The following is a 26,242-nucleotide window of genomic DNA, read 5'->3' as shown; positions in this document are numbered from 1 at the left end:
CTCACGGCCTCGCGGACACCTACCGGTCGCGGGCCACCGAGACGCGAGCGTCGAGGTGGTAGCGGAAAGCCGCAGAAATCCGCGTAATGCGTTGACCTCCAGTGGCACCCACGCATCTACCAACGTCATCGTCTGTGCACGACGGCAGTGCGTGGTCCGCTGAACCGCGCACCAACGCCATACTGTTGCATCTGAGGGTTTATGCGGATTCTGCGGATTCTGCGGCGGGAGCCCCCGCGTCCCGTACTCCTCCCGCCGAGGATGCAGCCGGCTCGGGGGCGTGGCGCGATCAACCGCAGGATCCGGGCCCCTGAGTTGTCTCCTGAGCGCCGATCGGACCTCGGCGAGGCTGCGGGGGAAGGGACCGGTTGGCGATCTCGGCAGAGGGGCGTTCCCGCTTGATCGTGCGGAACTTATGCGCAAGTCGCAGTCTGCCCGTCGCCTGCCAGCAGCGTTCTAGGAGGTCACGCGGGGTGTGCGTGGGTCGAAGCGTCGTTCACTGAAAAGCGGAAGGTCGGCGGTTCGACCCCGCCCCTGCCCACCTTGGTTCTCTGACCAGCGGAAACACCGGTAACGGATTGATCACTTCCGGTGTACACCGCTTGAACAGAGGAAAACTCTCACTCCCATGGGTACCGCGCGTACGCGGCGTCCGAAGGATCTCCGAGCAGGCGCCTTCCAGCCCGCGATCAACTCGTTCACCCTGCATCTCAACGCCGAGGGGAAGTCCCCGAAGACCGTCCGCACCTACGCCGAAGCGGCGCAGTGGTTCGCGGCCGAGCATCTTCGACGCAACACCGACCACACCGACTGGGACGACGTCACCACCGACGACGTCCGCGCCTGGACGGTCTGGCTGCTCAACACCTACTCCGACAGCTACGGCCAACAACCAGTACCGGGCGCTGCAGCAGTTCTTCAAGTGGTGGTCCACCGACGAAGAACTGCCCAACCCCATGGCGAAGCTCCGTCCGCCCGCCGTTGGTGAGAAGGTCGTCCCGGTCTTCACCGACGACGAACTCACCAAGCTCCTCAAGCACTGCGAAGGGAAGACCTTCACCCAGCGCCGCGACTTCGCCATCCTGTCGCTGTTCAAGGCGACCGGCCTGCGGCTGTCCGAACTCGCCGGCATCATCTACGACGCCGACGACCCCGACCGCGGCGACCTGGACCTGATGCGCCGCGAACTCCTCGTCACCGGCAAAGGCAACAAGCAGCGCATCGTCCGCTTCGGGCACCCGTCCGCCCGAGCCATCGACCGCTACATCCGGGTCCGCGCCAAGCACACCTACGCCTCCAGCAGGCACCTGTGGCTGGGCACCAACAACCGTCCACCGATGACGGCCAACGGCATCTACCAGATGGTCGTCCGCAGCGGCGAGGAATGCGGCGTCGCCGTCCACCCGCACAAGTTCCGCCACCACTTCTCCCAGACCTGGCTCGACAAGGGCGGAGCCGAAGGCGACCTCATGGAACTCAACGGCTGGTCATCACCCCAGATGCTCCGCCGCTACGGCCGCAGCGCCGCCGGCACCCGAGCCCGCCGTACCTACGACCGCATCATGGAGGACTGACCAACGTCACGACGAAGCCCCGGCGCGGCACGCGCCGGGGCTTCGCTGTAGGTCAGCCCTTCTTCCTCACCTGCGCCGACCGCTTCGCCAGTCGCAGCATGTAGGCCCGCTTGGCCAACTCGGCCCGCCGCCGTCGCTCCTCCACCGGAAGCACGCCCTCCGGGTCAACCTCTCGCTCGAACCGGGCCACGAACGCGTCCCGCCCCGGCTTCGTGCGCTGCTTCCGGTCCCCGGTCTTGCTCCAGGACACAAGCACAGCGATCCGCTTGTCGATCCCCGCCACAGTCCCCCTACTCCAGGTAGCTGATACTCAGATCATCGCCCTTCCTGCCGGATACGCTTCTCTTCATCAGCCAGTAACGCATTTGCGTCGCTTCGATCTAGTTTGACGGAAATGCCATTACTTTCAGGCCAACTCATCGACGATGCATTGCATCGTAGTGATAGTCAATCGTCGCAGCATCAAGGCGTGTTGCAGTTGCCACCGAATCACGCCTATCCGATATGCCCTTTGTTGCATCGTCTGCCCGATCTATCGGGCGGCGTACGAGCCGTCCCCGAGCTGACCGGGCTCCGTCCGCTCTTCCGCCGCGCGGCGGACGAGATGTCCGCGCTTCGGCCGACGCCGTCCGCTCATCGGCCGACGCCGTCCGCTCATCGGCCGACATCGTCCGCGCGAACGGACGGCCGTCTGGACACCAGACGAAGCGGCGGCGGAGAAGTCGGCCTCCTTCCGTACTGCGCAACGTGGTCTGCGATGTCTGAAGAGGGACGCTGCGATGCCTCGGTTTCCCACCGACTGTGATGGACGCCAGCTCCAGGGGCCGGCAGCTCCCCCGTGTCTTGCCGTCGACACGAGCTGGTTTCCCAACTGCGGACGCCATCGCGTCCGGGATCGCGCCCGATCCCCATCCCACACCAACGGACCGCGCTCGGTCCGGCCACAAAAATGGCACGATATCCATATCTTGCCCCGTGCAGCCTGCGGTGGGCGGGCATCAGGTGCCCCCTACAGTCGTGCAGGCAGCACCGCCAACCCCAGGCGGGGCAAGAAATGGATAACGCACCTCTTATGCGATGGAACCGGGCGCGGTTCCATCACTGACGGCCTTCCGGCCGATTCGAGCTCGCTGGCCTTCTCATGAAGGACAGGCGGCGTGACGGCGCCTTCAAGTTGGAGGGCTGGCCTGGATCGCGTCGACTGTTCACAGAAGGTTGGCGAGGGTGGTGGTCGCCTCGTCGAGCTGGTCGTTGGGTAAGTGGATTTGGGCCCAGGCGGAGAGTTGGACGTCGTTGCCGTCCGCGAGCAGGTACACGTAGCTCTCCCAGGCGTCCGGGCGGGTCCAGCGGTTGAAGCGATCACGGAACCGGGGGTGCTCGGCGAGGTGCGCGAGCATGATTCGGCCGTCTTCGACGGGCATCTTCAGCCAGGCCTGGTCTCGGTAGTACTGGCCGAAGCGTTCGCGTCCGGCACTGTCACCGCTGAGAGCCGTGGACTCGCCGAGGTCCTGGCAGCACCCGGCCGTGCGCAGTCCCATCGCCCAGAGCGCCTGGACGAGCGGAACCATCTTCAGGTCGATGTCCGCGGCGCCTCCCTCGGGGAGAGCGAGCCGTGTGGACGAATGGACGTTGCTCACTGCGTCAGGCATCGCACTGCCTCCGTCAGGTGCCTCAAGACCGTGTGCTGAGTCGCCGCGTCGTTTGCAGGATCGGGCATCCAGCGGACGCATTGCTGGAGGTACCACTCGCAGATCCAGACGCGGTGCCAGCCGCCGGCCCACTCCTCAGCAGGCAATCCCCCGCGCTCTGAGGCAGCATGCTCGCTTCCGCCCGCCGCGATGTAGGCGCGAATCATTCGGGCCACGGCTTCGGTGTCGAGCGGTTTCGGAGTGTCCTCCCAGGACGCCAGGTCCAGCAGGCCAGGCCCGTTGAAGGCTCTCGCCCAGTCGAGGATCTTGGCGAGAGTTTCGAGGGCCCTCCTCCAGGGGTGTCCCGTTCGGGTTTCCGCAGATCAGGGCTGTGGTGCTGTCAGAGATCGGCACACATGGGGTGCTGGACACCGCGATGGGCGGCTACCGGGACGGGGAACGGAGTCTGGCGCTTGCCCTGACACCCGCCACGGGTGCCGGCGACCTGGTGATCGCCGATCGGGGATTCTGGTCAGCCGAGGTCGTTGACGTCTTCACCGCGACGGAGGCCGAACTGCTGGTCAGATTGCAGTCCAACCACCTGGGCACCGCACTGGAAGAACTCGCCGACGGATCGGTCCTGTCCACCTCGACATGCAGCAAGAGGGTCCGGCGGCGCGCCAGAGAGCAAGGCCGGACGCCACCCGCACAGATCATCTTCCGCGTGATCAGCTACGCCGCCGGCGACAAGGTCATCCATCTGGGCACGGCCCTGACCGACCACCATGCCTACCCCGCCGAGAAACTGGTAGCGCTCTACCGGCAGCGTTGGGAGATCGAGCTGGCCTTCGACGAGCTGAAGAACCATCTCGGCCCATCAGGACCGCTACGCTCACGCACACCCGAAGGAGCCCCGCCAGGAACTCTGGGCCTTCCTCGCCGTCCATCACGCGATCCGCCGCCTCGCCCATGCGGCCGCCGTCAGCGCCGGTCCGGTCGTCGACACCGACAGGATCTCCTACCTGACCTGCGTCCGCATCATCCGCAGAAGCATCTTCTCCCAGGTCGCAACCACCGGCAGCGAACTCACCCATGCCCTCGCCGAGGCACTGCACGAGGCACGCAGGCGCCTCCCGCCTCCCCGGACCGGCCGGCACAACCACCGAGCGATCAAGAAGCCCAGCAGATGGCCAGTACTGCGCACCCGCGCAGGCCACCGCCACGTCGCCCCAGGCCGCTGGGCCCACAGCCAGACCGTCAAGAGCAAACCCCGGCGCGAAGCAGGCCGCGCGTTCAACGACACCCCACGCCCTGCCAAGACCCAGGCACCTCCCTAAAGCAACTGCATTGGCTTCGCAGCCCCCAGCCCCCCGCGAACCGGAGGGCACGCCCGCGCGAATCGGTCTGTCGCACCGTCTCACCGTTCGCGCGGATGAGCACTCCGAGGCGAGACGCGACCGTGCGGGTTAGACGGCGGTGCGGCCAGGTGAGGTCACATTGAGCCATCTGGGGCTGTTTCGGGATGGGGTGCGTGTAAGCCTGCCGTCAACGGAGTCGGCTCGGGACGGGTGGTGAGGTGTGGGCGGGAACCGGGCTGTCGGGACGGGGTTCTTGGCGAGTGCGGCGGCGTTGCTGGTGGCTGCGCCGGGGGTGTTGGCTGCGGCGGGGGTGAAGGACTGGCGGTTGCTGACCGCCGCTGCGGTGCTGGTCCCGCTTGCGACGTTGTTCGCGGGAGTCTGGAAGACGCGGTTCGAGAAGGACATGCAGGACCGCCAGACCCTCGACCAGGAATTGATCAAGGGAACGTTCACCCCTGGCGGCAAACTCCCTCGCGTGCGGGACATCATCGACCCGATCACGATAGGGGTCCATCCCGCGCGGCGTAGGGAGACCACCCTCTCGGCAGGTTCTGGGGAGCCGGGACGGAGCGGGGACCGGGTGCCGGTGTACGTGCTGCGTGACATCGACGCCGAGCTTCGCCGGGAACTTGGCAGCGGCGGGTTTGTGCTGCTGGTCGGGGATTCGGCGGCGGGTAAGACGCGGGCGGCGTTCGAGGCGGTACGGGCGATGTTGCCCGACCACACGCTGATCGTGCCGGAGAACCGGGATGGGGTGGCGGCGGCGGTGCGTAGGGCCGCCACGATTCGCCGGTGTGTGCTGTGGCTCAATGACATCCACGACTACTTGGGGGCCGGTGGTCTGACCCGCAGGCAGGTCGCCGAGGTGTTGGCCGGGGATGAGCACCACAGGGTGATCGTGGCCACGCTGCGGGCCGCCGAAGAGGACCGCCTGACCGCCGGCGGCGACGATGCCGAGGGGCGGCAGGCGCAGCGCGACAGCCGCGCAGTCTTGGAACAGGCCCACCGGATCTTCGTGGAACACCGATTCAGCGAGGCCGAGCGGGAGCGCGCCCGAGACCTTGCGGTGGAGGACTCTCGGGTCGCCGATGCACTTGAGCATGCCGACAGCTATGGGATCGCCGAGTACTTGGCCTGTGGGCCCCAACTGCTTCAGGAGTGGGAGCGGGCGCGGATCCGTGGCGGGCATCCTCGCGCCGCCGCGCTTGTGGCTGCCGCCGTGGACGTGCGCCGGGCCGGGTTCACCGCACCACTTCCTAGGGAACTGCTCGCCCAACTGCATGCCGACTATCTCGACCGGTACGGCGGTGCCCGGCTGCGTCCCGAGACCGAAGAGCAAGCCTGGCAATGGGCGACCCAGGTCCGCGAATCGGGCAATGCCCTGCTGCACGCCGTCACCGACGACCGGTATGAGGTGTTCGACTACCTGGTGGACAGCGTCCAACGCACCACCCCTCCCGGCGACCATGTGCCCGAACCCACCATCATCCAGACCTTGGCCCACGCCGACGCCGCCGACACAATGAACCTCGCCGACACGGCATATGACCACGGCCGCTACCGGCTGGCAGAGACCGCTGTACGCCAAGCACTGACCGCCAACCACGACCAACATGGACCTGAACACCCCGACACCTTGACCAGCCGCAGCACCCTCGCCCTCGTGTTGCGCGGCCTCGGGCGGTTGGAGGAGGCCGAGGCCGAACACCGCGCGGTACTAAAGACCAGTACGCGGGTGTTGGGCCCTGAACACCCTCACACCTTGACCAGCCGCAGCAACCTCGCCAGCGTGCTGCATGGCCTCGGGCGGTTGGAGGAGGCCGAGGCAGAGGGCCGCGCTGAGTATGAAATCTGCAGGCGGGTGCTGGGTTCTGAACACCCCGACACTCTGATCAGCCGCAGCAACCTCGCCAGCGTGCTGCATGGCCTGGGGCGGTTGAGGGAGGCCGAGGCCGAGGGCCGCGCGGTACTGGAGACCAGTACGCGGGTGTTGGGTCCTGAACACCCCCACACCGCGGTCAGCCGCAGCAACCTCGCCAGCGTGCTGCACGACCTCGGACGAAGCATATGAGCACCCTGGTTGAAGGGAGTCGTACAGCACAGAAGTACTGCAACAACGGCTCCCGCTGACTTACGTGATCACACATCGGCGCACGCTGTGGCTGAGGCGGATAGTGAAGAGGTGCGGGGTGCCGGTGGTTCGCATCGAGGGGGTAGTCGCGGTCACTTGCGGTACGTGAAGGCCAACTCAGCCGTTATGACTGCCCGCATCGGTTTGATTCCCAAGCTGACCGCGCGGGTTCAAATCCCGCCACCCGCTCCCGCAGAAGGTCCAGGGCAAGACATGTGATCCCCAAACTTGGACCTTGATCGTTTCTGCCGCCATCGCGGACAGCCATTAGGGTCACGCGTACCAACGTTTCTGCCCGCGCCGCCGTCATCTTCCTCCTCGTGCCGGCGCGCGTGCAGGGCGGGCGGCCTGTCCCGCCGCGCCTGACCACCTGTATGCCCGAATACGACGAGTTCACCCGCGTCGGACTTTCGTGGCTCATGTCGATAAGCTATCAGCAGATAGGACCGACCCACGCGAGGATTTTGTGCGATCCGCTAGCTTACTCTGAGACGTTCACAATTCTCAACTGCGTCAATAGGTACTCCAGATGCCCCTTGCCAAGCTTTGTGCTGATGTTGTAAAGGCAGCCTTGGCCGGGGATGGCCAGATAGGCCAGATATGTGGTCGAGTCTGGTCCACCGCCGTACTGGCCCCCTTCTGTGCCGTAACCCACGATACTTCCGTCATTCCAACGAACATGGTAGCGCCATGGGTCGGCAGGATCTACTCCGCCTGAAGCAGGTTCGCTGGTGCCTGCAATGGTGAAATCACCCCTAGCGTCTTCGTAGGTAATTCCCCATCCTCCATCGAAGGTCGCGCGGCGAACATGGGCGCCTGCCCCCGCGCCGAGCTGCGCAGGAGCAATCGGAGCACAGTCGTCGCGATTATTCGCCCTTCGCCACTCGTGCACTAATATTTTTGGCGCTTCGTCTTCTCGTAGTTGTGGTGCATCCCAAGGAGCGCGACCCGCGTTGACGGGTTGCGAGCGTTGTGCAGGATACGGAATTTCGGTCGGAGAATCTGGTGAACTATTAGAGCCGGAAGCGGAGATCAGCACTAGAATTGCCAGCAGAGTTCCAAGGGAGCCGGTCACCCAACTAGCTCGTTCAAGCCATTGCCAGAAAGTTGTGGAGTCGCCTGCATTTTGCCGCCGCTTGACGATATGCCTGAGTATGAGCAAGGCTACGCTGGTAACAGTGATGGCAATCAAGACTACGAAGATATTGCCCACGCTGAAATCCTTGAAGGCGAATTCATGACAACCACTGGTCGCGAGGGGGATAGCTGCAGATCTTGCCTCGGCCTCCCGAGCATGGCAATAAGCGTGCCACTCACGCCTCGCAAGCCTGTACCGAAGCAGTCGAGGACGCTTCAATCTACATCAACCCATACTCGGAAGTGGGAAGTTAGAAGTTTGGGAACAGTCCATCCGGAAACGCAGTGAGTGGGTGGTAATTTCCGTTTTGAGGAGAATGGTCGCTCGTGCCCGAAGCGGCAACCTCCCGCCCCAGTCCCCTCGGCACACCGGGGTGCTCGTTCGCGCGGGACGCTCTGTCACACCTTTGTGTGCCGTTCGCGTGAACGAGCACCCCGGCCCGATCGGTGCGGGGCGCTCTGGCTTGCTTACGAGAGTGCTAACGGCGGGTTTGGACAAGCCTGGTCGAAGGTGGAACTCGGAGATGTTTGACGGGGCTGCCCAGCAGGTCAGCGGACCGGTCTGGACGATTGTGGATCTTGCTCGTGAGACTCGTAATGAAACGGTCTCAGCACAGCTCACGGTCAAGCGGGTAGGTCGTCGGCATGGAAACCGGTGTGCACGGCCCCGTCAGATACACCCGGGAGCGGCTCCGTAAGCTCGGACGACCTCAGGAGCCATCCGTCTTGAGCCGCTACGACTGCACAGAGCCCCCTCCAACCCTCCGTGTCCGTGGGTCGGGACAGGCTTCAGACCGGAGCGTTGACGGCAACCGTGACGGCAACGACGGCAACCGACCGGCACCGCGGGCGCACGTCGGGCACCATCTGACCTCGGTGGACAGGGCGGCGGCAGAGTGGTTGCTACTTCTGAGAAGCGGGCGCTCAGGCCGCCGGCTCTCCCGGCGTCGTGACGAGTCACCGGGACAAGCAGTCAAAATTCCTCTTGATAGAGGAAGGTTCCCTGCTCTAGAAAATCTCGGTAATCTTCCGTGATTACTATTTGCTTTGTCGAGGAGTCTGGCGCCATGGAGGCTGAATGCGCCAAGGGAGCCCCGTTCTCGATCTCGATTTCACCTAGTGCAATGAGCCCTACACTAGGCCCCCTTGCACCGGCAGCCCTTAGAAAAGCACCATCACTGAAACCCGTATACGAGAACAAGATTCCGCGGTCGGCGCCCACATCCAGCAACTTTCCAATAAATTCATCTATGCCACCCACGGTCACCGGCCTGGTGCGGTAGCACTTGCATTCACCCACAATTTTGATTGGTTGACCTACGACAGTTCCTGTGGCAACAACATCCAACTGCCTGGGAGTGAGGCTAATTTCTCCAACCTGCTTACCATTATGTTCAACGAAAGATCTTGAATCCAGTTTTTGGAGTAGCTCGGCAACCTTTTTTTCGTAAGTTAGCCATCTTGGGTCACTCATATTCCGCCGTCGACGCGCCACGGCGAATATTCTAGCCTCCGTATCGTGGTCTCAGATCAATGCGCCCCGCTGCTCTTGGCGCTAAGGCCGTGGTCAGCCTCAGGAGGTTGGCGGAGTGATGCGGGGGCCCGCGGGCCGGAGGGCACGCCCGCGCGAAGCTGTCTGTCACACAGTCTCGCCATTCGCGCGGGCGTGCCCTCCGGGACGAGCGTGCGTGCTAAGGGTGGCGCTAACAGCAGAGATCTTGGACGGGTGGGGACGTGCAGGACGGCGCGGGGCTGGTCAGGGGACTCGTGGGGATAGCCCTGGACGGTCCTGATCTTGCTTGTAGCCAGATGCTTCGAGTCGACGGCGCCAGAGAAAACCGGGCCTCCCGATCAAGTGTGCCGTGCCAAACTGACGCCGTGGCCCGTCCTGAGCTGAGCGAATACGAGTATCTGCGAGAGGTCGAGGCTCGCGCTCGTGCTGTGGTCGACGCGGCTGCCGGCGATGGATGGCTTGCCGGCGACGAGGAGTCCGGGGACACGAGCGCGCTCCGCAGGGCTGTGAAGGAGTTGGCTGGCGCTCTCCGGCACTACCACTACAAAGGTGACGGTTGCCTGGATGAAGAGGCCGACCGGCCGAGGATGCGCCTGGCAGGAGTCGTCCTGCTGAGGCCGGCGGCCATGCCGTTCGGTATGGACGACGACTATGAGACGGCATGTCAGCGCCTCAACGTGGATCCGCGCCCCGAAGGGTGGGCGATCTGGAACACCTGGAGCGAGCAGGGACTAGCGGTTTCCCTCGTCATGACCGACCTCGACGGGACAGAAGGGCTGCTCATGAACTGGGCACAGGGGATCACCACCTACCCGGTTACGCCCGTTCCGAGTCAGATCACTCAGTGCACCAAGGCTGGACGGCACCGATGACGGTCTCGCCGAGGATGCGAAGGCATCTGGGCGTGGATGGTCTGCCCCTGGGGGCCGAGTCAGTGCGAGACCTTCAAGCACTGGCCGGTGACAGCCACCACGAGTCGTCGGATGACTGACCGGGTCGTACAGCAGAGGGTCGTCACGGCGAGAAGAGGCCTTATCGTCGGAGCATGGCCGAGGCCGAGGCGAGCGAGCTTGTCTGGCGGGAACACCGCCGGCGAGCCACTGTCGAGCAGGATCGAAACACCTTGGCTCGTCTCATCGAGTACGACGCCGACCCGTTCGAGGTCGAGTTGTACGAGCTGGCGGCCAACCCGCGGACGCTGCTCATCGACCGCGCGCAGCGGCGCCACGCCGGGCAGCACGAGCGGCACGTCCGGAGGTTGAAAGCGCGAGGTCGACTGGCCGACCGGTGACGGCGACGTTGATGGCAACGACGGCCGCCAGAAGGCACCACGGGCGTATGTCAGGCACCGTCTGACTTCGGCCAGCGGGGCAGCCGCGGGATGGTTGCTACTCCTGAAAGACGGATGCTCACCCAGCAGATTGAGGTGTGTCGAGGAAGAGAGCGCGCGACTCTCGACGACTCACCGTTGGCGACAGCTTCTGACGAGATCAGCCTCGCACAGCGGCCGCCACGGGCGCGTCTCGGGCACCGCCCGAACTCGGTGGAGTTGCAGCCGGGTGGTCGCTGCTGGGGGTCTCTGCAACTGGGCCCAGACCAGCAGGCTTGTACGCTGCAAGCTCTGGGTGGTCTTCCTGTGGCACAGCGTGATAGCTTGGCGAGGAACACAATCCGCTTATCGGCTTCTCGCTCGTGAGCGACCTGGGTTTTCGCAGGTCAGTACAGCGCTTGGACGCTGTGACCTGAAAAGCGGAAGGTCGGCGGTTCGACCCCGCCCCTGCCCACCTCAATGACCAGCCAAAAGGCCCGGAACCTGATCAGGTTCCGGGCCTTTTGACGGCAACGGTGACAGCAACGGCCACTCACGTCGGCTGCCATGGGCCGTGCGGTCGGCCGCGCTCCACGAAGTCTCTGTACTCGTAGCCCAGCATCCCCAGATTGACCCACAAGCGCGGATCAGCGCCCAACTCCCGCTCGGCCAACTCAATGGCCCTCTCTGGTGTCGGGGCAGTGCCAACCGGCCGGGCACCCTCTCTGTTGGCGTCCTCCGGATAGAAGGCATCATCGCTCGGATAGAGAAGGCCCTCGTGCCGATCGAGTTCCACCGTGTCTTCAACAGCCGTACACGTGACGTAACAGAGGCCGCTGGACGTCGGAGAGATTGCGGCGTGCCTCACTCCGCGGCGCCCGTCTTCCTCAAAGCCGCCGAGGAGTTGCTCTATGCCGCACCCACGGCGGAGCGCCCCTAGGGTCAAGGACATCGGTAGGTAGCGCATCGGCCGACCCTAGAGCTGCCCCGTTGCACCTCTCAAACGCTTGACGGCCCCGGACGCACGTGCGGGGCCGTCAAGGGATACCGAGGCTCAGCCGAGTGCATCCTCCAACTTCCCGAGCGCCGCCCGCTTGTCCTCGAGGGACGGGTGCGCGTAGATCGTCATCGTCACCTCGAGATCGCTTTGCCCGACCACCTCTCGCACGATGTGCGGCGGGGCGCCGAGGTCGAGGAGCAGTTAGACGCAGGTGTGTCGCATGTCGTGAAGTCGCGTTGAGCCGAGGCCCGTAGCGGCGCGGATGTGGCCACAGTTACCGCGGAGGTTGTCCGGCTTCATGGGAGTGCCGAGGCTCGACGGGAAGATGAGCCCGTGATCCTGCCAGCGCGGCCAAGTGTCGGACCGTTGGTGTCCTGCTTCACCCGGTGTTCGCAGAGCGTCGTGACGCGCGGGTCCGGCAGCGGGGTGGTTCGCGTTGAGTCGTTGGGTCTTGGGCGGGACGAACCGCAGTTCGCCGGCGAGCCGTTGAAGGGTCTGGACCACCTCTAGCTGCGCACGGCTCGCCATCCCGCGCCTGGTCGACTGTGAGCCCGCGGTTCGGTTCCTTCTAGATCAACTCGCCCGGCGGGCCCGGGCAGGAGTAGCGGCTGCCGACGCCTCCTGGAAGTCGGCGATGGCTCCGCCATGGTCCCTCGCCCAGTTCGTTAGGACCTCGATGGGTTCGACGAGGGTCTGGCCGAGGTCGGTGAGGCTGTACTCGACCCGTCGGGGCGCTTCGGCATGGCGTTCGACCAGACCGTACTGCTGGAGTCGGCGCAGCGTCTGGGTGAGGACCTTGCGCGAGACGCCGCCGATGAGGTCGACGAGCTCGCCGTGCCTGCGAGGCTGGCGGCTGAGCCCGAAGAGGACGAGGACGGCCCATTTGTCGGAGAGGATCTCGACCGCCAGTCGTGTGGGGCAGTCGGCGAGGAAGGTCGGTCCAGCCGTGTTCTGCATGGATATCGAAGGTACCAGGAGGTAACCGACGGCTCCGTAACGTCTTCGGTGAGCAACGAATCCAGCACAAGATGCGGAGGAGTCACCATGCCACGAGTCGTTGTGTTCGACGAGTTCGGCGGGCCGGAAGTCATGCACGTCGTCGAGGAGCGGGTCGTCGAGCCCGCAGCCGGCGAGGTACGGGTCAGGATCGAAGCGTTCGCCGTCAACCCGCTCGACCAGCTGATGCGTTCCGGCACTTCGCCCGCACCCGTCCCACTGCCGCACGCTCGCCTCGGTGTCGAAGGAACCGGCGTCATCGATGCGGTGGGCCCCGAGGCCACCGGCCTGCAGATCGGCGATCCGGTCATTCTCGCGGCGATTCCGGACGCGAGCGTAAGCGGCAGCTACGCCGAATACACCACGGTCCCCGCGAGCCGGGTCGTCGCCCGGCCCGCCGGGCTCGGAATCACGGAGGCGGCGGCGATCTGGGTCGCGTACTCCACCGCCTACGGCGCGCTCATCGAGAAGGCGCGGATGCGTCCCGGCGACCACGTCCTCATCACCGCGGCGTCCGGCGGCGTCGGCCGGGCGGCGATGCAGATCGCCAATCAGATCGGCGCCGTCCCCATCGCCGTCACCCGGCACACCGCGAAGAAGGACGACTTGATCGCCGCCGGTGCCGCCGCGGTAATCGCGACCGACCACGTGGACGTCGTCGAAGCCGTCCGCCAACACACCGGCGGGACCGGCGCCGACATCGTCCTGGACCTCGTCATGGGCCCCGGCCAGCAGGATCTTCTGAAGGCGGCCCGCCCCGGCGGAACGCTGGTCGCCGCGGGCTTCCTGGACCCTCGCCCCACTTCCTTCCCGGGAGGCACGCCGCTCACGATCTTCGGCTACCGGAGCTTCGAGCACACCCTCGACCCCGTGGTGGTGAAGCGCATGGCGGCCTTCATGAACGCCGGTGTACGCCTCGGCGCACTGCGGCCCGCCATCGGCAAGGTGTTCGACCTTGACGACATCGTCGAGGCACACCGCCACCTCGAGAAGGGGCTCGACGCCGGAAAGAAGATCGTCGTCACGGTCTGACCAACACCGCGCGTTCGAGCTTCACGTCGACCAAGGCAGAGAGCAGGCCGGGCGGCGCGGAGGGCAGTTGTACTCGTTTGACGGCATCACGAGGTCCAGCAGGGCGCAGGGACGTGCCGCATGCCGTGGAAGCGCATCGACTCCACGTCGGCCCAGGAGCGGCCGAGGTTGTCCGGGTGCCGCGTGGGGAGGGAAGACGAGGCCGTAGTGTCCGCTTGTTCGGTCGCCGATCTCGCTTGTGCTCCCGCAGCGTCCGAGTCATCGGTCTTGGGGCCACAGCGCTTTCCCGACCCGCTGGAGCGGCTGCGCGTCCTTCAGCGTCGGGGTTTCGATACCGCTACCGGCGCAGGTCTGGCACTAGGCGCCGTCCGCCTCACTGTCACGGCCTCGGGCTCGTAGCGTCTCGACGACCGTGACGGCCTGGGCCAGCAGGTCGATGGGACAACCCCAGTAGTCATAGATGCCGCCGCGGGCGCGGTTGCTGCCGCAGACAACGAATACGCCGGTCCCCAGTTCAGCTTTGAGGCGGGTGGCCAGCCAGCCGACGAAACCGCTGTTGTCCACCTGGTCGATGAAGTGAAAGGAGAAGATTCCAAAGCGTTCGATAGCGTCATCCTGCTGGGTGAGCGGGACCAGGCGACTCCAACTCTCCTGGTCCCGAACGACTGCAAGCGTCTCGGGAGTGAGTGCCGGCGGCTGATCGGCCGGAGATTCCTCGAAACACCAGACGCCGTCGTGCACGACCAGTTCAGCCCGAGCGATCACACGGCGTAGCCGCTCTTCTGTTTGTTCCGCAGTCTCCATACTCACACTGACCATCAACGAACTCCTTGATCCGTGAAACCGCTCGGGGGTCATCGCGCGATCGCGTCCCCGCCGGAGGCTCCTTAAAGGGCGCCGTCGTGGCAACGCCGTCGTCGTGTCGCCTATTTCACGCACGGAATCTGGGACGTCATGGTGGGCATTGACGACCCCCAGCAGGAGGAGTACTTCGTCAGCCGGCTGTGGGAGGCCGGATACTGGGCCGGCTCCGACCACCCGTCCGCCAGAGCCATGAACGAGATTCCCAAGGTCGTGTTCTCCCGCACCCTTGAAACCGCGGACGACTGGCCCGAGACCTGGATCGCCGGCGGTGACACGGCGGAGGAGATCGCCAAGCTCAAGGCCGAGCCCGGCAAGGATCTCGTCGCCGCCGGCGGCACCGAGTTCATGCACTCCCTCATCAGGCTCGGCGTGGTCGACGAGTACCGGCTGTGGGTGCTTCCCGCCGCCACCGGTAAGGGCGCGCCGCTGTTCCCCGAGCTGGATCAGCCCCTGAACCTGCGCTTGGTGAAAAGCACGGCCTTCCCGTCTGGAATTCTCGAACTGGTGTACGCGCCGGCCGGCAAGTGACGCACAGTCACGGTGGCATCGGTTAGGCGGCTGATTCTTGATCAGTTTTGGTTGTGGGACGGGGTGTAGACGTGTTCGACGGAGCCGTCCGGGAAGGTGCGGGTGGCGGTGAGTTGGAGGGGGGTGGCGGAGGTCTTGGGCGGGGTCAGGCGGAGGCCGTCACCCAGCAGGATCGGCATGACGACGACGCCGAGTTCGTCGAGGGCGTCGATGTCGCGGAAGGCCTGAATGGTCTGCTGGCCCCCGACCAGATGGACGTCGCCGGTGAAGTCCGCGTCGCGCATGAGGCGGAGCAGTTCGGCCGGTTCGGCGGCGGACACGACCCCGTCGGGCGTCCCTTCCGGGAGCGGACGGCCGGTCAGGACGAAGACCCGCAGGTTCGGCCACGGCCAGTGGGGTGAGCCGACCGCCGGCGCGAAGGTGTTGCGGCCCATGAGGACCGCGCCGCAGTCGGCGATGAATTCGGGGTGGCCGTGCGAGAGACCGGATTCGAAGTCCGGTGCGGTCAGGATGGTGGGCAGTCCGTCGGGCGACGCGATGAAGCCGTCGACGCTGACGGCGATGTGGGTACGGATGCGCATGGCGGGTTCCTTTCGGTGGAGTGCCCTTCCAGGGTGTCCGGCATGGTGGCCGGGCACATTGGGCTGATGCCTTAGTCGGGGCGTTGGCGCCTCTTTAGATTCCGGTGCGCGGGCTACTCTGTGGCGATGGCGAGCCGTTCGGTGAGCCCGGTTCTGGTGGGCCGGGAACGGGAACGCGCGGCGCTGCTGGCCGCGCACGGCGATGCCGCGCGGGAGGCGACGGTGGTGCTCGTCGGCGGCGAGGCCGGCATGGGCAAGACCAGGCTGGTCCGGGAGTTCGCGTCCGGACTCGGCGCGTCCGCGCGGACGGTGGCGGGCGGGTGCACCGATCTCGGCACCGACGGGCCGCCGTTCGGGGCCTTCGTCACGGCTCTCCGCAGGTTGGTGCGGGCGATGGGCGTCCCGGTGGCCGCGGGCCTGCTGCCCGGCGGCGGACGGCGCGGGCTGGCCCGGCTGTTACCGGAGCTGGGCGAGGACGACGGCGACCCGGACCGGGACCTCGGCCGCGCCCGGCTGTTCGAAGAGGCTCTCCTGTTGTTGGAAGGGTCCGCAGCCGACCGTCCGCTGGTCGTGGCTCTGGAGGACCTGCATTGGGCCGACCGGTCCACGGGCGAGTTGCTGTCCTTTCTGGCGCAGAACCTCAGCGGGCCGGGTCTGCTCCTGGTCGGGACGTACCGGCCGGACGAGATCGTCGCGACGCATCCGCTGCGTCCGCTGGTGGCCCGCGGCGAGAACGTGCGCCGGATCGCGCTGACCGGGTTGGACCGCGACGCGGTGGCGCAGCAGGTCGCCGCACTGCTCGGGCACGACCCCGGCGAGCCGCGGGTGGAGCGGATCTTCCGGCGCAGCGAGGGCAATCCGCTCTTCGTCGAAGCGCTGGTGGCCGCCGGCGACGCGCCCGCCCGGTCGTTGCGCGATCTGCTGCTGACCGACGTCGAGCGGCTGCCCGAGCCCAGCCGGCGGGTCGTGCACGCGGCCGCGGTCGCCGCCAGCCCGGTGGCGCACGGCCTGCTGGCGGCGCTCGTCGGGATGGACGATCTCGAGTTCGAGGACGCGCTCCGGCCGCTCGTCCGCCGCCGGCTCCTGGAGGTGGTCGACGGCGGGTACGCCTTCCGCCGCGACCTGATCCGCGAGGCCGTCCACGACGGGCTGCTGCCCGGTGAACGCGTCCGGCTGCACCGGCGCTGCGCCGAGGCGATCAGCGCCGACCGGCGGCTGGTCCCGGCCGACCGCGCACCCGTCGAGATCGCCGTGCACTGGTACGCGGCCGGCGAGGACGCCCGCGCCGCCGAGGCCGCCTGGCAGGCCGCCGAATCGGCGCGCCGGGCGTACGCGCACGCGGAGCGCCACCGCATGCTCGATCGCGTCCTCCGGCTCTGGGACCGGCTGCCGGACCTGCCGGACCGGATCGGCGCCGACCGGCTCACGGTCATGGAGATGACCGCCGAAGCCTGTCTGAACGCCGGCGAGTTGGACGCCGGGATCGCCGTGGCGACCGCCGCGCTCGGCGAGTCGCCGGACCCCGAGCGGGCCGCCGCGCTGCTCGTGACGCGGGCGGCGATGCGCGACCGCGACGGCCAGGATCCGCTGCCCGACCTGCTGGAAGCGGCCCGGTCCCTGCCGGCCGCCCCGGCGTCGGCGGTGCGCGGACGGGTGCTGGCCGAGCTGGCGACCTCGCAGCGCAACCACCGCCGGCTCGCGGCGGCCCGCGCGTCCGCCGAGGAGGCGCTGGAGATCGGACGCCGGACGCGCGATCGCGTCGTCCAGGCGAAGGCGCTCGTCACGCTCGCCGCGCTGGCCGCCGCGAACGCGGACCTGCCGGCGGCGACCGACCTGTTCGGGCAGGCCGGCGCGGCCGCCCGCGACGCCGGCGCGGACGACACCCGGCTGCTCGTGGCGATCACCGAGTCGGACGCCCTGGAGGCCGCCGGCGAGCATGCGCGGGCGGCGCAGGTCGCGCGGCAGGGCATGGCCCTCGCCGACGGCCTGGGACTGGCCCGCACCCGCGGCACGCTCCTGGCGCCGAACCTCTCCGAGTCGCTGCTCTCGCTCGGCGACTGGCCCGCGGCCGGCGAGGTCAACCGGGACGCGCTGGGCCTGGCGCCGCCGCCGCTCTACCAGGCGTACTTAAGGATCATCCAGGCGACCGTCGACCTCAGGCGAGGGGACGTCGGCCAGGCGGAGAGGGCGGCCGAGCAGGCCAGGGCCGCCCTGCGCGGCAACAACCGCGGCGAGGAGTCGTGCCTGGAGCCCGACCTGCTGGACTGCCGGCTGGCCCAGGTCAAACAGGACGCCGGTGCCGTGGCCGCGGTCATCGACCACGTCCTCAGCGATCACGATCTGCTGGTCAGCCCCCGCTACGGCTGGCCCCTGCTGCTCGCCGCCGCACAGAGCCTGAGCGACCACCGGCAGGCCGAGGGCCTGATCGAGCGGCTGATCGCCTGGAGCACGAAGCTCACGGCCACCGGCAGACTCCAGCAGGCCTACAAGGTGACGTTCGAGGCCGAGACGGGTCAGGAGGGCATCGACGCGTGGCCCCGGGCGATCGCGGCGTGGCGCGATCTAGAGCAGCCCTACGCCCTGGCCGAGACGCTGCTTCGCGCCGCACGCGCCGCGTTGTCCGCCCAGGACAGAGGCCAGGCGGCCGTCCTCCTGACCGAAGCCGCGTCGATCGCGACCGACCTCGGGGCGGGCCCGCTCCGCACGGAGATCGAGAAGCTGGCCAAGCGGTCCCGCGTGCTCGTGGACGCGCCCGTCCCGCAGCACGCGACTCCCGCCGGGCTCACCAACCGCGAACTCGAAGTACTGGAACTCCTGACGGCCGGCCTGAGCAACCGCCAGATCGGCGAGCACCTGTTCATTTCCGCCAAGACCGCCGGCGTCCACGTCTCGAACATCCTGGCCAAGCTCACGGTGTCGACCCGCCTGGAAGCCGCCGCATGGGCCCACCGAACGCACCTCTTCGACGAGAAGTGACAGCCGGTCAGACGTCGGCTTCGATGGCGAAGGTGTTGCCGTCCGGGTCCTGGAACCAGGCGATACGTCCGCCGCCGGCTCGCGCGGTGATCCCTTTGGCATCGTGTTCATACTGGTCATAACGGACGAACTCGACGCCGGACGAGGTCAGCTCGTCAACGATCTGGTCGATGTCGTCCACGTACCACGTCGCCAGTGTCGCCGGGCTCTTTCCGGCGGTGCCCGATTGGTACACGTTCAGCGCCGGCCCGCCACCGGAACCGTAGATGCGGCTGCCACCGGCGATGTGGGCACTGGGGCCGGACCACAGCGCCTCCAGGCCCAGCTTGCCTTCGTAGAACGCGACCGCCTGTTGTATGTCGGACACGGCGACCGAAGTCCTGAGTTCATACGCGCTCAAGGGCATGAACCACTCTCTCACACGCGAGATCGCATTGATGCGCGCGCGGTTGGGGGCGGTGGTTAGGGGGTGATGTTGTTGAGTTCCAGGGTTGTGACCGTGTTTGGGGGGTGGAGGACGGTGAGGATTCCGGCGTGGACCTGGGTGTCGGGTTCGCGGGTGTATCGGCGGGTGCCCGAGGTGTCGGTGACCCAGGTGTGGGCGGTGGTCGTGCTTTCGGTCAGGTTTCTGAGGTTGTAGGTGATGGTTTGTTGGGGGCCGTTGTTGGCGGTTACCAGGGTTAGGCGGCGGGTCTTTGTGTCGTGGGCGGCGACGGTGTTCGTGTGGCCGGAGTCGAGGATTCGTGCCCCTGGTCTGATGTGGCGGGTGTACTGGGCGAGGACGTGGTACTTGGTGTTGACGCCGCCGACCCGGCCTTCGAGCGTGCCTTTGGCTCCGCCGGTCGGGTTCGGGGTCTGGTCGTCGTACACGCCGTCCAGCAGGCCCCAATCGAGCGCTTCAACCGGCTGCCAGCAGACCCATGCGCGAGGCCGGAGGTGGCGAAGGTCGCGGCTGATGCTCAGTGCCATCGACATTCCGTCGGGCTCGCCTTCGGAGTACTCCGATTGCCATACCGGTGTATCGCCGAGGGTTTTGCGGAGTCTGGTGCGGCTGCGGCAGTCCTCGTCGCGTTCGTAGGCGTGCACGTTGACGCGGTCGATGAGCCGTCTGGTGCTTTCGGTGAGCTTCTGCCAGGTGTCCGCCGCGTCGGTGTAATGGCATTCGTCGGACGCGGCGATCAGCACGTCGTGCAGGCCGTGCTCGTCCAGCGCGCGGCGCAGGTACTCGATGACCGCCTCCTGTGCGCCGAGGGTGAAATGGCAGCCCTCCTGGTTCTGGCGTGCGTGCCAGGCGTTCAGTGACGGCTCGTTGAACGGCTCGACGGAGGCGAAGCGGATTCCCCATTCGTCGCGGGCCCGTCTGGTGACGGCGGCGATGAAGCGCGCGAAGGCTTGCTGGTACTGGAATTCCAGGTTGTCCTGGGCGCCCTGCTCGGCGCCGGAGGGATTGCCGTTGACCGTCATCCACCACGGCGGTGACACCGAGAACATCTCGAAGACGTCGGCGCCCGCGTCGCGGGCCTTCGCCAGCATGGTCCGCTGGTGGGCGTCGGCGGACCAGTTCCATGCGGCACCGTCGTAGAACGTCTCGATCTGCTTGCGGCGGACGATGGCGGGCGACTCGACCATCGCGGATTCGGGCGTCCAGGTGCAGGCGCCCAGGTTGTAGCGCACGATGTTCAGGCCCAGGCCGGGAAGTTCGGCGGCCCCGACCTCGACCGTGTCCAGGCCGAACAGGGCGGCGGCCAGGTCGTCGCGGGTGCCCAGTTCGGTGTTCGCCCACCAGGACAGGCAGGTGCCCCAGCCGTCCCAGGTGTACGCGCCGTGCGGATCGATGACCCGTTCGTCGGACATGTCCACGCCCCCGCTCTTCCGTCCATCCGGGGGTGTGTTCCGGCAGGGAGGCGCTATCCGGCGCTTTCCAGAACTTTGCCCGATCGTTCCGCGCGCGGCAGGTGACCAGACCGGTCAGGAATCAAGAAGCGCAGGTGACCGGGCCGCGCATAGCGTCGTCGGCATGGCCGGGCTCCGCGCCCGGAAGGCGAACCCAGGAGTGATCATGACTTCCACGCAGGGGATCAAGACCGTGCTGCACCCGGTGACCGACCTGGAGGCGGCCAAGGCGGTGTACGCGGCGCTGCTCGGCGTCGAGCCGACGGCCGACTCGTCCTACTACGTCGGTTTCGATGCCGAGGGGCAGCACATCGGGCTGGTGCCGGCCGGCGGGCAGCAGGACATGGCCTCGCCGGTGGCCTACTGGCACGTGGCGGACATCGAGGCGAAGCTGGCCGAGGTGACGGCCGCGGGCGCGAAGCTGAAGGAGGCCGCCCACGACGTCGGCGGCGGGCGCCTGGTGGCCACGTTCACCGACCCCGACGGCAACGTCCTCGGACTGGTCCAGGACCGGTGATCCGCCGCGCCCCGGCCGGAACCCGGCCGGGGCTCCGGCGAACCGGACATACTGTCGGTCCGAGCCGGGGGACGCCGGACGGAGACCGCCCACCGACCGAGGCAGGATGAGCATGACCACCAGGACGGACGTGCCGCACGTCGCCGACACCCACGACCTGATCCGCGTGCACGGCGCCCGCGAGAACAACCTCAAGGACGTCAGCATCGAGATCCCGAAGCGCCGGCTGACGGTGTTCACCGGGGTGTCCGGGTCGGGGAAGACCTCGCTGGTGTTCAACACGATCGCCGCCGAGTCGCAGCGGATGATCAACGAGACGTACAGCGCGTTCGTGCAGGGGTTCATGCCGGCGCAGGCGCGGCCCGAGGTGGACGTCCTCGACGGGCTGACCACGGCGATCATCGTCGACCAGCAGCGGATGGGCGCCGACCCGCGGTCCACGGTCGGCACCGCCACCGACGCCAACGCGATGCTGCGGATCCTGTTCAGCCGGCTCGGCCGGCCGCACATCGGCTCGCCGAAGGCGTTCTCGTTCAACGTCGGCTCGATCAGCGGGGCGGGCGCGGTCACGGTGGAGCGCGGCGGCAGGACGGTGAAGGAGCGGCGCGCGTTCAGCATCACCGGCGGCATGTGCCCGCGCTGCGAGGGCCGGGGGTCGGTCTCCGACATCGACCTCGGCGAGCTGTACGACGACTCCAGGTCGCTGAACGAGGGCGCGCTCACGATCCCCGGCTACAGCATGGACGGCTGGTTCGGCCGGATCTTCCGCGGCTGCGGGTTCTTCGACCCGGACAAGCCGATCCGCAAGTACACCAAGCGGGAACTGGACGACCTGCTCCACAAGGAGCCGACCAAGATCAAGGTCGACGGGATCAACCTGACCTACGAGGGGCTGATCCCGAAGATCCAGAAGTCGATGCTGTCCAAGGACGCCGACGCGCTGCAGCCGCACATCCGGGCGTTCGTGGAGCGGGCGACGACGACCACCGTGTGCCCCGACTGCGACGGCACCCGGCTCACGGAGGCGGCGCGCTCCTCGAAGATCGAGGGGATCTCGATCGCGGACGCCTGCGCGATGCAGATCAGCGACCTGGACGCGTGGGTCCGCGGCCTGGACGAGCCGTCGGTGGCGCCGCTGCTCACCGCGCTGCGGCGGACCCTCGGGTCGCTGGTGGAGATCGGGCTCGGCTACCTGTCGCTGGACCGGCCGTCGGGCACGCTGTCGGGCGGCGAGGCGCAGCGCGTCAAGATGATCCGGCACCTCGGCTCGTCGCTCACCGACGTCACCTACGTCTTCGACGAGCCGACGATCGGGCTGCACCCGCACGACATCCAGCGGATGAACGACCTGCTGCTGCGGCTGCGGGACAAGGGCAACACGGTGCTGGTCGTGGAGCACAAGCCGGAGATGATCGCGATCGCCGACCACGTCGTGGACCTCGGGCCGGGCGCCGGCACGGCGGGCGGGTCGGTCTGCTTCGAGGGCACCGTCGAGGGCCTCCGGGGCGCCGGCACCATCACCGGGCGCCATCTCGACGACCGGGCCGCGCTCAAGGACGCGGTGCGGAAACCGGCCGGCACGCTCGAGATCCGCGAGGCGAGCACGCACAACCTGCGGGACGTCGACGTGGACGTGCCGCTCGGGGTGCTCGTCGTCGTGACGGGCGTCGCCGGGTCCGGCAAGAGCTCGCTGGTGCACGGGTCGATCCCGGCCGGCGCGGGCGTGGTGTCGATCGACCAGGGCGCGATCCGCGGCTCGCGGCGCAGCAACCCGGCGACCTACACCGGCCTGCTGGACCCGATCCGCAAGGCGTTCGCGAAGGCCAACGGGGTGAAGCCGGCGCTGTTCAGCGCCAACTCCGAGGGCGCCTGCCCCGGCTGCAACGGCGCCGGCGTCGTGTTCACGGACCTGGCGATGATGGCCGGCGTGCCCGTCACCTGCGAGGAGTGCGACGGCAAGCGGTTCGACGCGTCGGTGCTGGAGTACCGCTTCGGCGGCCGGGACATCAGCGAGGTGCTCGCGATGCCGGTGACCGAGGCCGAGGAGTTCTTCGGCACCGGGGAGGCGCGCACGCCGGCCGCGCACAAGATCCTCGGCCGGCTCGCCGACGTCGGGCTCGGCTACCTCAGCCTCGGGCAGCCGCTCACCACGCTTTCCGGCGGCGAGCGGCAGCGGCTCAAGCTGGCCACCCACATGGGCGACAAGGGCGGCGTCTACGTGCTGGACGAGCCGACCGCGGGCCTGCACCTCGCCGACGTCGAGCAGCTGCTCGGCCTGCTCGACCGGCTCGTCGACGCCGGCAAGTCGGTCATCGTCGTCGAGCACCACCAGGCGGTCATGGCGCACGCCGACTGGATCATCGACCTCGGTCCCGGCGCCGGCCACGACGGCGGCCGGGTCGTGTTCGAGGGCACGCCGGCGGACCTCGTCGCCGCCAGGTCCACCCTGACCGGCGAGCACCTCGCGGACTATGTCGGCGCCTGAACGTGGCCTTCGCCGACGTCGTGCGACGCGTCCTGTCGTCGGTTCCGGCTCGGCGGCCTCGAACGGTGGTGAAGACGGTGCATTACGGGCGGATGGCGTTCGAGGTCCCGCAGCAGCAGGCGCGCGGGCGACTGGCGGGGCGCGGGGGGCGACAGGGGCGCCGGGGGCGCCAGACTGTCGCACCCGCGTCGTACGATCCGGTGGTGACCTCGAAACCGGCCGCCGAGCAGCGCCTTCGCGATCTCGCGCGGCTGCGCCGCGTCCGCGACCGGATCGACCGGGACTACGCGCAGCCGCTGGACGTCGAGGCGCTCGCGCGCGGCGTGAACATGTCGGCCGGGCACCTCAGCCGCGCGTTCCGGCAGGCCTACGGCGAATCGCCGTACAGCTACCTGATGACGCGGCGCATCGAGCGCGCGATGACGCTGCTGCGTCGCGGCGGCCTCAGCGTCACCGAGGTCTGCTTCGCGGTCGGCTGCTCGTCGCTGGGCACCTTCAGCACGCGCTTCACCGAGCTGGTCGGGGTGCCGCCGAGCGTCTACCGGCGCGAGGGGGCGCGCGCGACGGCCGGGATGCCGGCGTGCGTGGCCAAGCAGGTGACCCGGCCGGTCCGCGCCCGAAGGCCGCCGGACGGCGAGCCGCCGGGTTAGCCTGACCAGCATGGACATCACCGTTCACTCGACCTTCCTCCCGCACACCGACCCGGAGGAGTCGCTCGCCTTCTACCGCGACGTGCTCGGCTTCGAGGTCCGGCTGGACGTGGGGTACGGCGGGATGCGCTGGATCACGGTCGGCCCGGCCGACCGGTCGGCCACGTCGATCGTCCTGTACCCGCCGGGCGCCGACCCCGGCATCACCGACGACGAGCGCCGCACCATCACCGAGATGATGGCCAAGGGCACCTATGCCCTCGTCCAGCTGGCGACGCACGACCTCGAGGGGACGTTCAAGCGCCTGCAGGCCGGGGACGCGGAGGTCGTGCAGGAGCCGGCGGACCAGCCGTACGGAGTCCGCGACTGCGCCGTCCGCGACCCCGCGGGCAACCTGATCCGGATCCAGCAGCTGCCCTGAGCGCCCCGGGCCCGCCGGTCAGAACCAGCCCGTCAGAACCAGCCCGTCAGAACCAGCAGGGGCCGGTGTCCCAGGCCCACGACCATTCGTTCGGGTCCAGGAAGTGCAGGTGGCACGACATGCTGCCCCAGACGATGTAGGGGCCCTTCGCGTCCCAGCCGAGGGTGCCGAAGGTCTCCCCGATCGCCTTCTGGACGGGGGCGGGCAGCCGCTTCAGGACGTCCGCCGGCGGGGCCTGCCTCGGTTTCGGGGCCGCCTGCGCGGGGACGGTGCCGAGGGCCAGGGTTCCGGCGAGCGCCAGGGCGGCCCCGGCTGCGGTGATCTTCCTCATGGGCCCGATCCTGCCCGCCGGCCGGCGGGTTTTCTTGTCACCGCGCGCACAAGTTTCCAGTGATTACTGGCATGGTCGGCGCATCGTCCGGTCGCGCCGATGGTGCTCGGCGTTCGCGGCGCCATCGGGGACGCGAGCCGGCCCTCACCTGACGCGGCCCTTCCATGCGCCGCCTTTCCCTTTCCAGTGCAGGCGAGCGGAATCGACGGTCATCGCGGCGTACATGAGGGCCGTCAGAGGGAGCGCCGGCGCCCGCAGCGGGGAAAGGCGGTAGAACCGCAGCATGGGGACGTAGGTGGCCGTCATCAGGGCCCAGGCGAGGAGGCCGGCGGCGGCCGGGACGGGCTCGACGGCGACCAGGCCGGCCAGCGCCGCGACGGGCGGGACGGCGTACACCAGCAGGAGCCCCAGCACGGTGGCGGCCAGCAGCGCCGGCGAGTAGCGGAGCTGGTGGTAGGCGCTGCGGGCGATCATGGCCCACAGGTCGCGGAGGTGCGGGTAGGGGCGGCGGCTGACGACGCCGCGGTCCAGGTCGAGGCGGCAGCGGGCGCCGGCGCGCTTGAGGAGGCGGCCGAGGGCGACGTCGTCGATGAGGGCGCCGTGGATCGCGGCCAGGCCGCCCGCGCGCAGGAGCGTCGCGCGGCGGACGAGCATGCAGCCGCCGGCCGCCGCCGCGGTGCGCCGGCCCCGGCAGACGCGGCGGAACGGGTAGAGCTGGGCGAAGAAGTAGACGAAGGCGGGGACGATCCGCCGTTCCCAGGCGGTGACGGTGTTGAGGGTGGCCATCCGGGAGACGAGGTCGCGGTCGTGGGCGTCGCGGACGAGCCGGGCGAGCGCGCCGGGGGCGTAGGCGATGTCGGCGTCGGTGAACAGGTAGAAGTCGGGTTCGCCGGCCGCCCGAACGCCCTCGGACATCGCCCACACCTTGCCCGCCCAGCCGGCGGGCCGGTCGCGGGCCCGCACGACCCGGTCCGCGCCGAGCCCGGCGGCGGCCTCGGCGGTGCCGTCGGTGCTGGCGTCGTCCACCACGACGACGTCGAAGCGGCCGGGGTAGTCCTGGGCGAGGACGGTCGGGAGCGTCTCCGGAAGGACGCCGGCCTCGTCGCGGGCGGGGATGACGGCGGTGACGTGCGGCCATGCGGGCGGGTCGGGGCCGTCCGGGAGGCACGGGCCGGTGCGCCAGAAGCCGCCGTGCGCGGCCGCCAGGTAGAGCCACGCGGCGAGGGAGGCCGGTGCCAGGACGTCCAAGATCAGCACGTGCGGCAGCCTCGCATCCGCCGATGGCGGACGTCCAGCATTACCGGGAGTGATCCGGGGA

The 26,242-nt window shown here is 68.1% G+C and carries 23 protein-coding genes and 2 pseudogenes; 13 read left to right on the top strand and 12 right to left on the bottom strand.

Features of this window, described 5'->3' with window-relative positions:
- Nucleotides 1–628: 628 nt before the first annotated feature.
- Both ACA514_RS38825 and ACA514_RS38820 read left to right on the top strand, forming a co-directional pair.
- Nucleotides 629–988, top strand: coding sequence for a hypothetical protein (locus ACA514_RS38825; protein WP_375046292.1), 360 nt, complete (start codon nt 629–631; stop codon nt 986–988).
- Nucleotides 957–1,574 (top strand): tyrosine-type recombinase/integrase, encoded by a 618-nt coding sequence (locus ACA514_RS38820; RefSeq protein WP_375046291.1) that lies wholly within the window; start codon nt 957–959, stop codon nt 1,572–1,574. Before ACA514_RS38825 ends, ACA514_RS38820 begins: the two co-directional genes overlap by 32 nt.
- 52 nt (nt 1,575–1,626) lie before the next feature.
- Here the strand turns inward: ACA514_RS38820 and ACA514_RS38815 are convergent, their stop codons facing one another.
- Both ACA514_RS38815 and ACA514_RS38810 read right to left on the bottom strand, forming a co-directional pair.
- Entirely contained in the window at nt 1,627–1,857 is a 231-nt protein-coding gene (locus ACA514_RS38815; protein WP_375046290.1) for a hypothetical protein, read from the bottom strand.
- 922 nt (nt 1,858–2,779) lie between these two features.
- On the bottom strand, nt 2,780–3,223 hold the full coding sequence (locus tag ACA514_RS38810; protein WP_375046289.1) for a hypothetical protein: 444 nt from the start codon (nt 3,221–3,223) through the stop codon (nt 2,780–2,782).
- Between the two features lie 346 nt (nt 3,224–3,569).
- On the opposite strand from ACA514_RS38810, the pseudogene ACA514_RS38805 reads away from it, so the two are divergent.
- Both ACA514_RS38805 and ACA514_RS38800 read left to right on the top strand, forming a co-directional pair.
- Nucleotides 3,570–4,703, top strand: a pseudogene (locus tag ACA514_RS38805) (transposase); the annotation flags it as partial.
- A gap of 110 nt (nt 4,704–4,813) precedes the next feature.
- Nucleotides 4,814–6,631: a tetratricopeptide repeat protein gene (locus ACA514_RS38800; RefSeq protein WP_375046288.1), complete on the top strand. Its 1,818-nt coding sequence runs from the start codon at nt 4,814–4,816 to the stop codon at nt 6,629–6,631.
- 541 nt (nt 6,632–7,172) lie between these two features.
- On the opposite strand, the gene ACA514_RS38795 is transcribed toward ACA514_RS38800, so the two are convergent.
- Entirely contained in the window at nt 7,173–7,904 is a 732-nt protein-coding gene (locus ACA514_RS38795; protein WP_375046287.1) for a hypothetical protein, read from the bottom strand.
- Between the two features lie 897 nt (nt 7,905–8,801).
- Nucleotides 8,802–9,323 (bottom strand): restriction endonuclease, encoded by a 522-nt coding sequence (locus ACA514_RS38790; RefSeq protein WP_375046286.1) that lies wholly within the window; start codon nt 9,321–9,323, stop codon nt 8,802–8,804.
- A gap of 383 nt (nt 9,324–9,706) precedes the next feature.
- Here ACA514_RS38790 and ACA514_RS38785 point away from each other — a divergent pair, with 383 nt between their 5' ends.
- Both ACA514_RS38785 and ACA514_RS38780 read left to right on the top strand, forming a co-directional pair.
- The gene (locus ACA514_RS38785) at nt 9,707–10,213 is read left to right on the top strand and encodes a hypothetical protein (RefSeq protein ID WP_375046285.1); all 507 of its coding nucleotides are present in this window, start codon (nt 9,707–9,709) and stop codon (nt 10,211–10,213) included.
- A gap of 173 nt (nt 10,214–10,386) precedes the next feature.
- Complete coding sequence (locus ACA514_RS38780) at nt 10,387–10,632, top strand: hypothetical protein (RefSeq protein WP_375046284.1); 246 nt, start codon at nt 10,387–10,389, stop codon at nt 10,630–10,632.
- A gap of 571 nt (nt 10,633–11,203) precedes the next feature.
- Here ACA514_RS38780 and ACA514_RS38775 read toward each other — a convergent pair.
- Nucleotides 11,204–11,617, bottom strand: a complete 414-nt coding sequence (locus ACA514_RS38775; protein ID WP_375046283.1) for a hypothetical protein — start codon at nt 11,615–11,617, stop codon at nt 11,204–11,206.
- A 606-nt stretch (nt 11,618–12,223) separates the two neighbouring features.
- Complete coding sequence (locus ACA514_RS38770) at nt 12,224–12,607, bottom strand: winged helix-turn-helix transcriptional regulator (protein ID WP_375046282.1); 384 nt, start codon at nt 12,605–12,607, stop codon at nt 12,224–12,226.
- An 87-nt stretch (nt 12,608–12,694) separates the two neighbouring features.
- Between ACA514_RS38770 and ACA514_RS38765 the strand changes: the two genes are divergently transcribed.
- On the top strand, nt 12,695–13,678 hold the full coding sequence (locus ACA514_RS38765) for a zinc-dependent alcohol dehydrogenase family protein (protein ID WP_375046281.1): 984 nt from the start codon (nt 12,695–12,697) through the stop codon (nt 13,676–13,678).
- 357 nt (nt 13,679–14,035) lie between these two features.
- Here ACA514_RS38765 and ACA514_RS38760 read toward each other — a convergent pair whose 3' ends face one another.
- A complete protein-coding gene (locus tag ACA514_RS38760; RefSeq protein WP_375046280.1) occupies nt 14,036–14,497 on the bottom strand; it encodes a DUF6196 family protein in 462 nt (153 codons plus the stop codon).
- 99 nt (nt 14,498–14,596) lie between these two features.
- Here ACA514_RS38760 and ACA514_RS38755 point away from each other — a divergent pair.
- A pseudogene (locus ACA514_RS38755) lies at nt 14,597–15,070 on the top strand (dihydrofolate reductase family protein); the annotation flags it as partial.
- A gap of 41 nt (nt 15,071–15,111) precedes the next feature.
- On the opposite strand, the gene ACA514_RS38750 reads toward ACA514_RS38755, so the two are convergent.
- Nucleotides 15,112–15,651: a dihydrofolate reductase family protein gene (locus tag ACA514_RS38750; RefSeq protein WP_375046279.1), complete on the bottom strand. Its 540-nt coding sequence runs from the start codon at nt 15,649–15,651 to the stop codon at nt 15,112–15,114.
- 126 nt (nt 15,652–15,777) lie between these two features.
- Here ACA514_RS38750 and ACA514_RS38745 point away from each other — a divergent pair, with 126 nt between their 5' ends.
- Complete coding sequence (locus tag ACA514_RS38745) at nt 15,778–18,627, top strand: AAA family ATPase (RefSeq protein WP_375046278.1); 2,850 nt, start codon at nt 15,778–15,780, stop codon at nt 18,625–18,627.
- Nucleotides 18,628–18,634: 7 nt separating this feature from the next.
- Here ACA514_RS38745 and ACA514_RS38740 read toward each other — a convergent pair whose 3' ends face one another.
- Nucleotides 18,635–19,033 carry a VOC family protein gene (locus ACA514_RS38740; protein WP_375046277.1) on the bottom strand — a complete coding sequence of 133 codons (399 nt, stop codon included), beginning with the start codon at nt 19,031–19,033 and terminating at the stop codon, nt 18,635–18,637.
- Nucleotides 19,034–19,089: 56 nt separating this feature from the next.
- Nucleotides 19,090–20,481, bottom strand: a complete 1,392-nt coding sequence (locus ACA514_RS38735; RefSeq protein ID WP_375046324.1) for a glycoside hydrolase — start codon at nt 20,479–20,481, stop codon at nt 19,090–19,092.
- Between the two features lie 205 nt (nt 20,482–20,686).
- Here ACA514_RS38735 and ACA514_RS38730 point away from each other — a divergent pair, with 205 nt between their 5' ends.
- From ACA514_RS38730 to ACA514_RS38715, 4 genes are all read left to right on the top strand, one after another.
- Nucleotides 20,687–21,037, top strand: coding sequence for a VOC family protein (locus ACA514_RS38730; RefSeq protein ID WP_375046276.1), 351 nt, complete (start codon nt 20,687–20,689; stop codon nt 21,035–21,037).
- 106 nt (nt 21,038–21,143) lie between these two features.
- A complete protein-coding gene (locus ACA514_RS38725) occupies nt 21,144–23,522 on the top strand; it encodes an ATP-binding cassette domain-containing protein (protein ID WP_375046275.1) in 2,379 nt (792 codons plus the stop codon).
- Nucleotides 23,523–23,725: 203 nt separating this feature from the next.
- Nucleotides 23,726–24,172, top strand: coding sequence for a helix-turn-helix transcriptional regulator (locus tag ACA514_RS38720; RefSeq protein WP_375046274.1), 447 nt, complete (start codon nt 23,726–23,728; stop codon nt 24,170–24,172).
- A 10-nt stretch (nt 24,173–24,182) separates the two neighbouring features.
- Nucleotides 24,183–24,593, top strand: a complete 411-nt coding sequence (locus tag ACA514_RS38715; protein WP_375046273.1) for a VOC family protein — start codon at nt 24,183–24,185, stop codon at nt 24,591–24,593.
- 46 nt (nt 24,594–24,639) lie between these two features.
- Here ACA514_RS38715 and ACA514_RS38710 read toward each other — a convergent pair whose 3' ends face one another.
- Together ACA514_RS38710 and ACA514_RS38705 are read right to left on the bottom strand one after the other, a co-directional pair.
- Nucleotides 24,640–24,924: a hypothetical protein gene (locus ACA514_RS38710; RefSeq protein ID WP_375046272.1), complete on the bottom strand. Its 285-nt coding sequence runs from the start codon at nt 24,922–24,924 to the stop codon at nt 24,640–24,642.
- A gap of 144 nt (nt 24,925–25,068) precedes the next feature.
- Complete coding sequence (locus tag ACA514_RS38705) at nt 25,069–26,181, bottom strand: glycosyltransferase (RefSeq protein ID WP_375046271.1); 1,113 nt, start codon at nt 26,179–26,181, stop codon at nt 25,069–25,071.
- Nucleotides 26,182–26,242 lie beyond the last annotated feature (61 nt).

The sequence above is a fragment of the Actinomadura sp. NTSP31 genome (genome assembly GCF_041951385.1).
Taxonomy (GTDB): domain Bacteria; phylum Actinomycetota; class Actinomycetes; order Streptosporangiales; family Streptosporangiaceae; genus Spirillospora; species Spirillospora napierensis.
The sequence above is the reverse complement of the archived record's forward strand: the minus strand, read 5'-3'. Positions and strand labels throughout refer to the sequence as shown.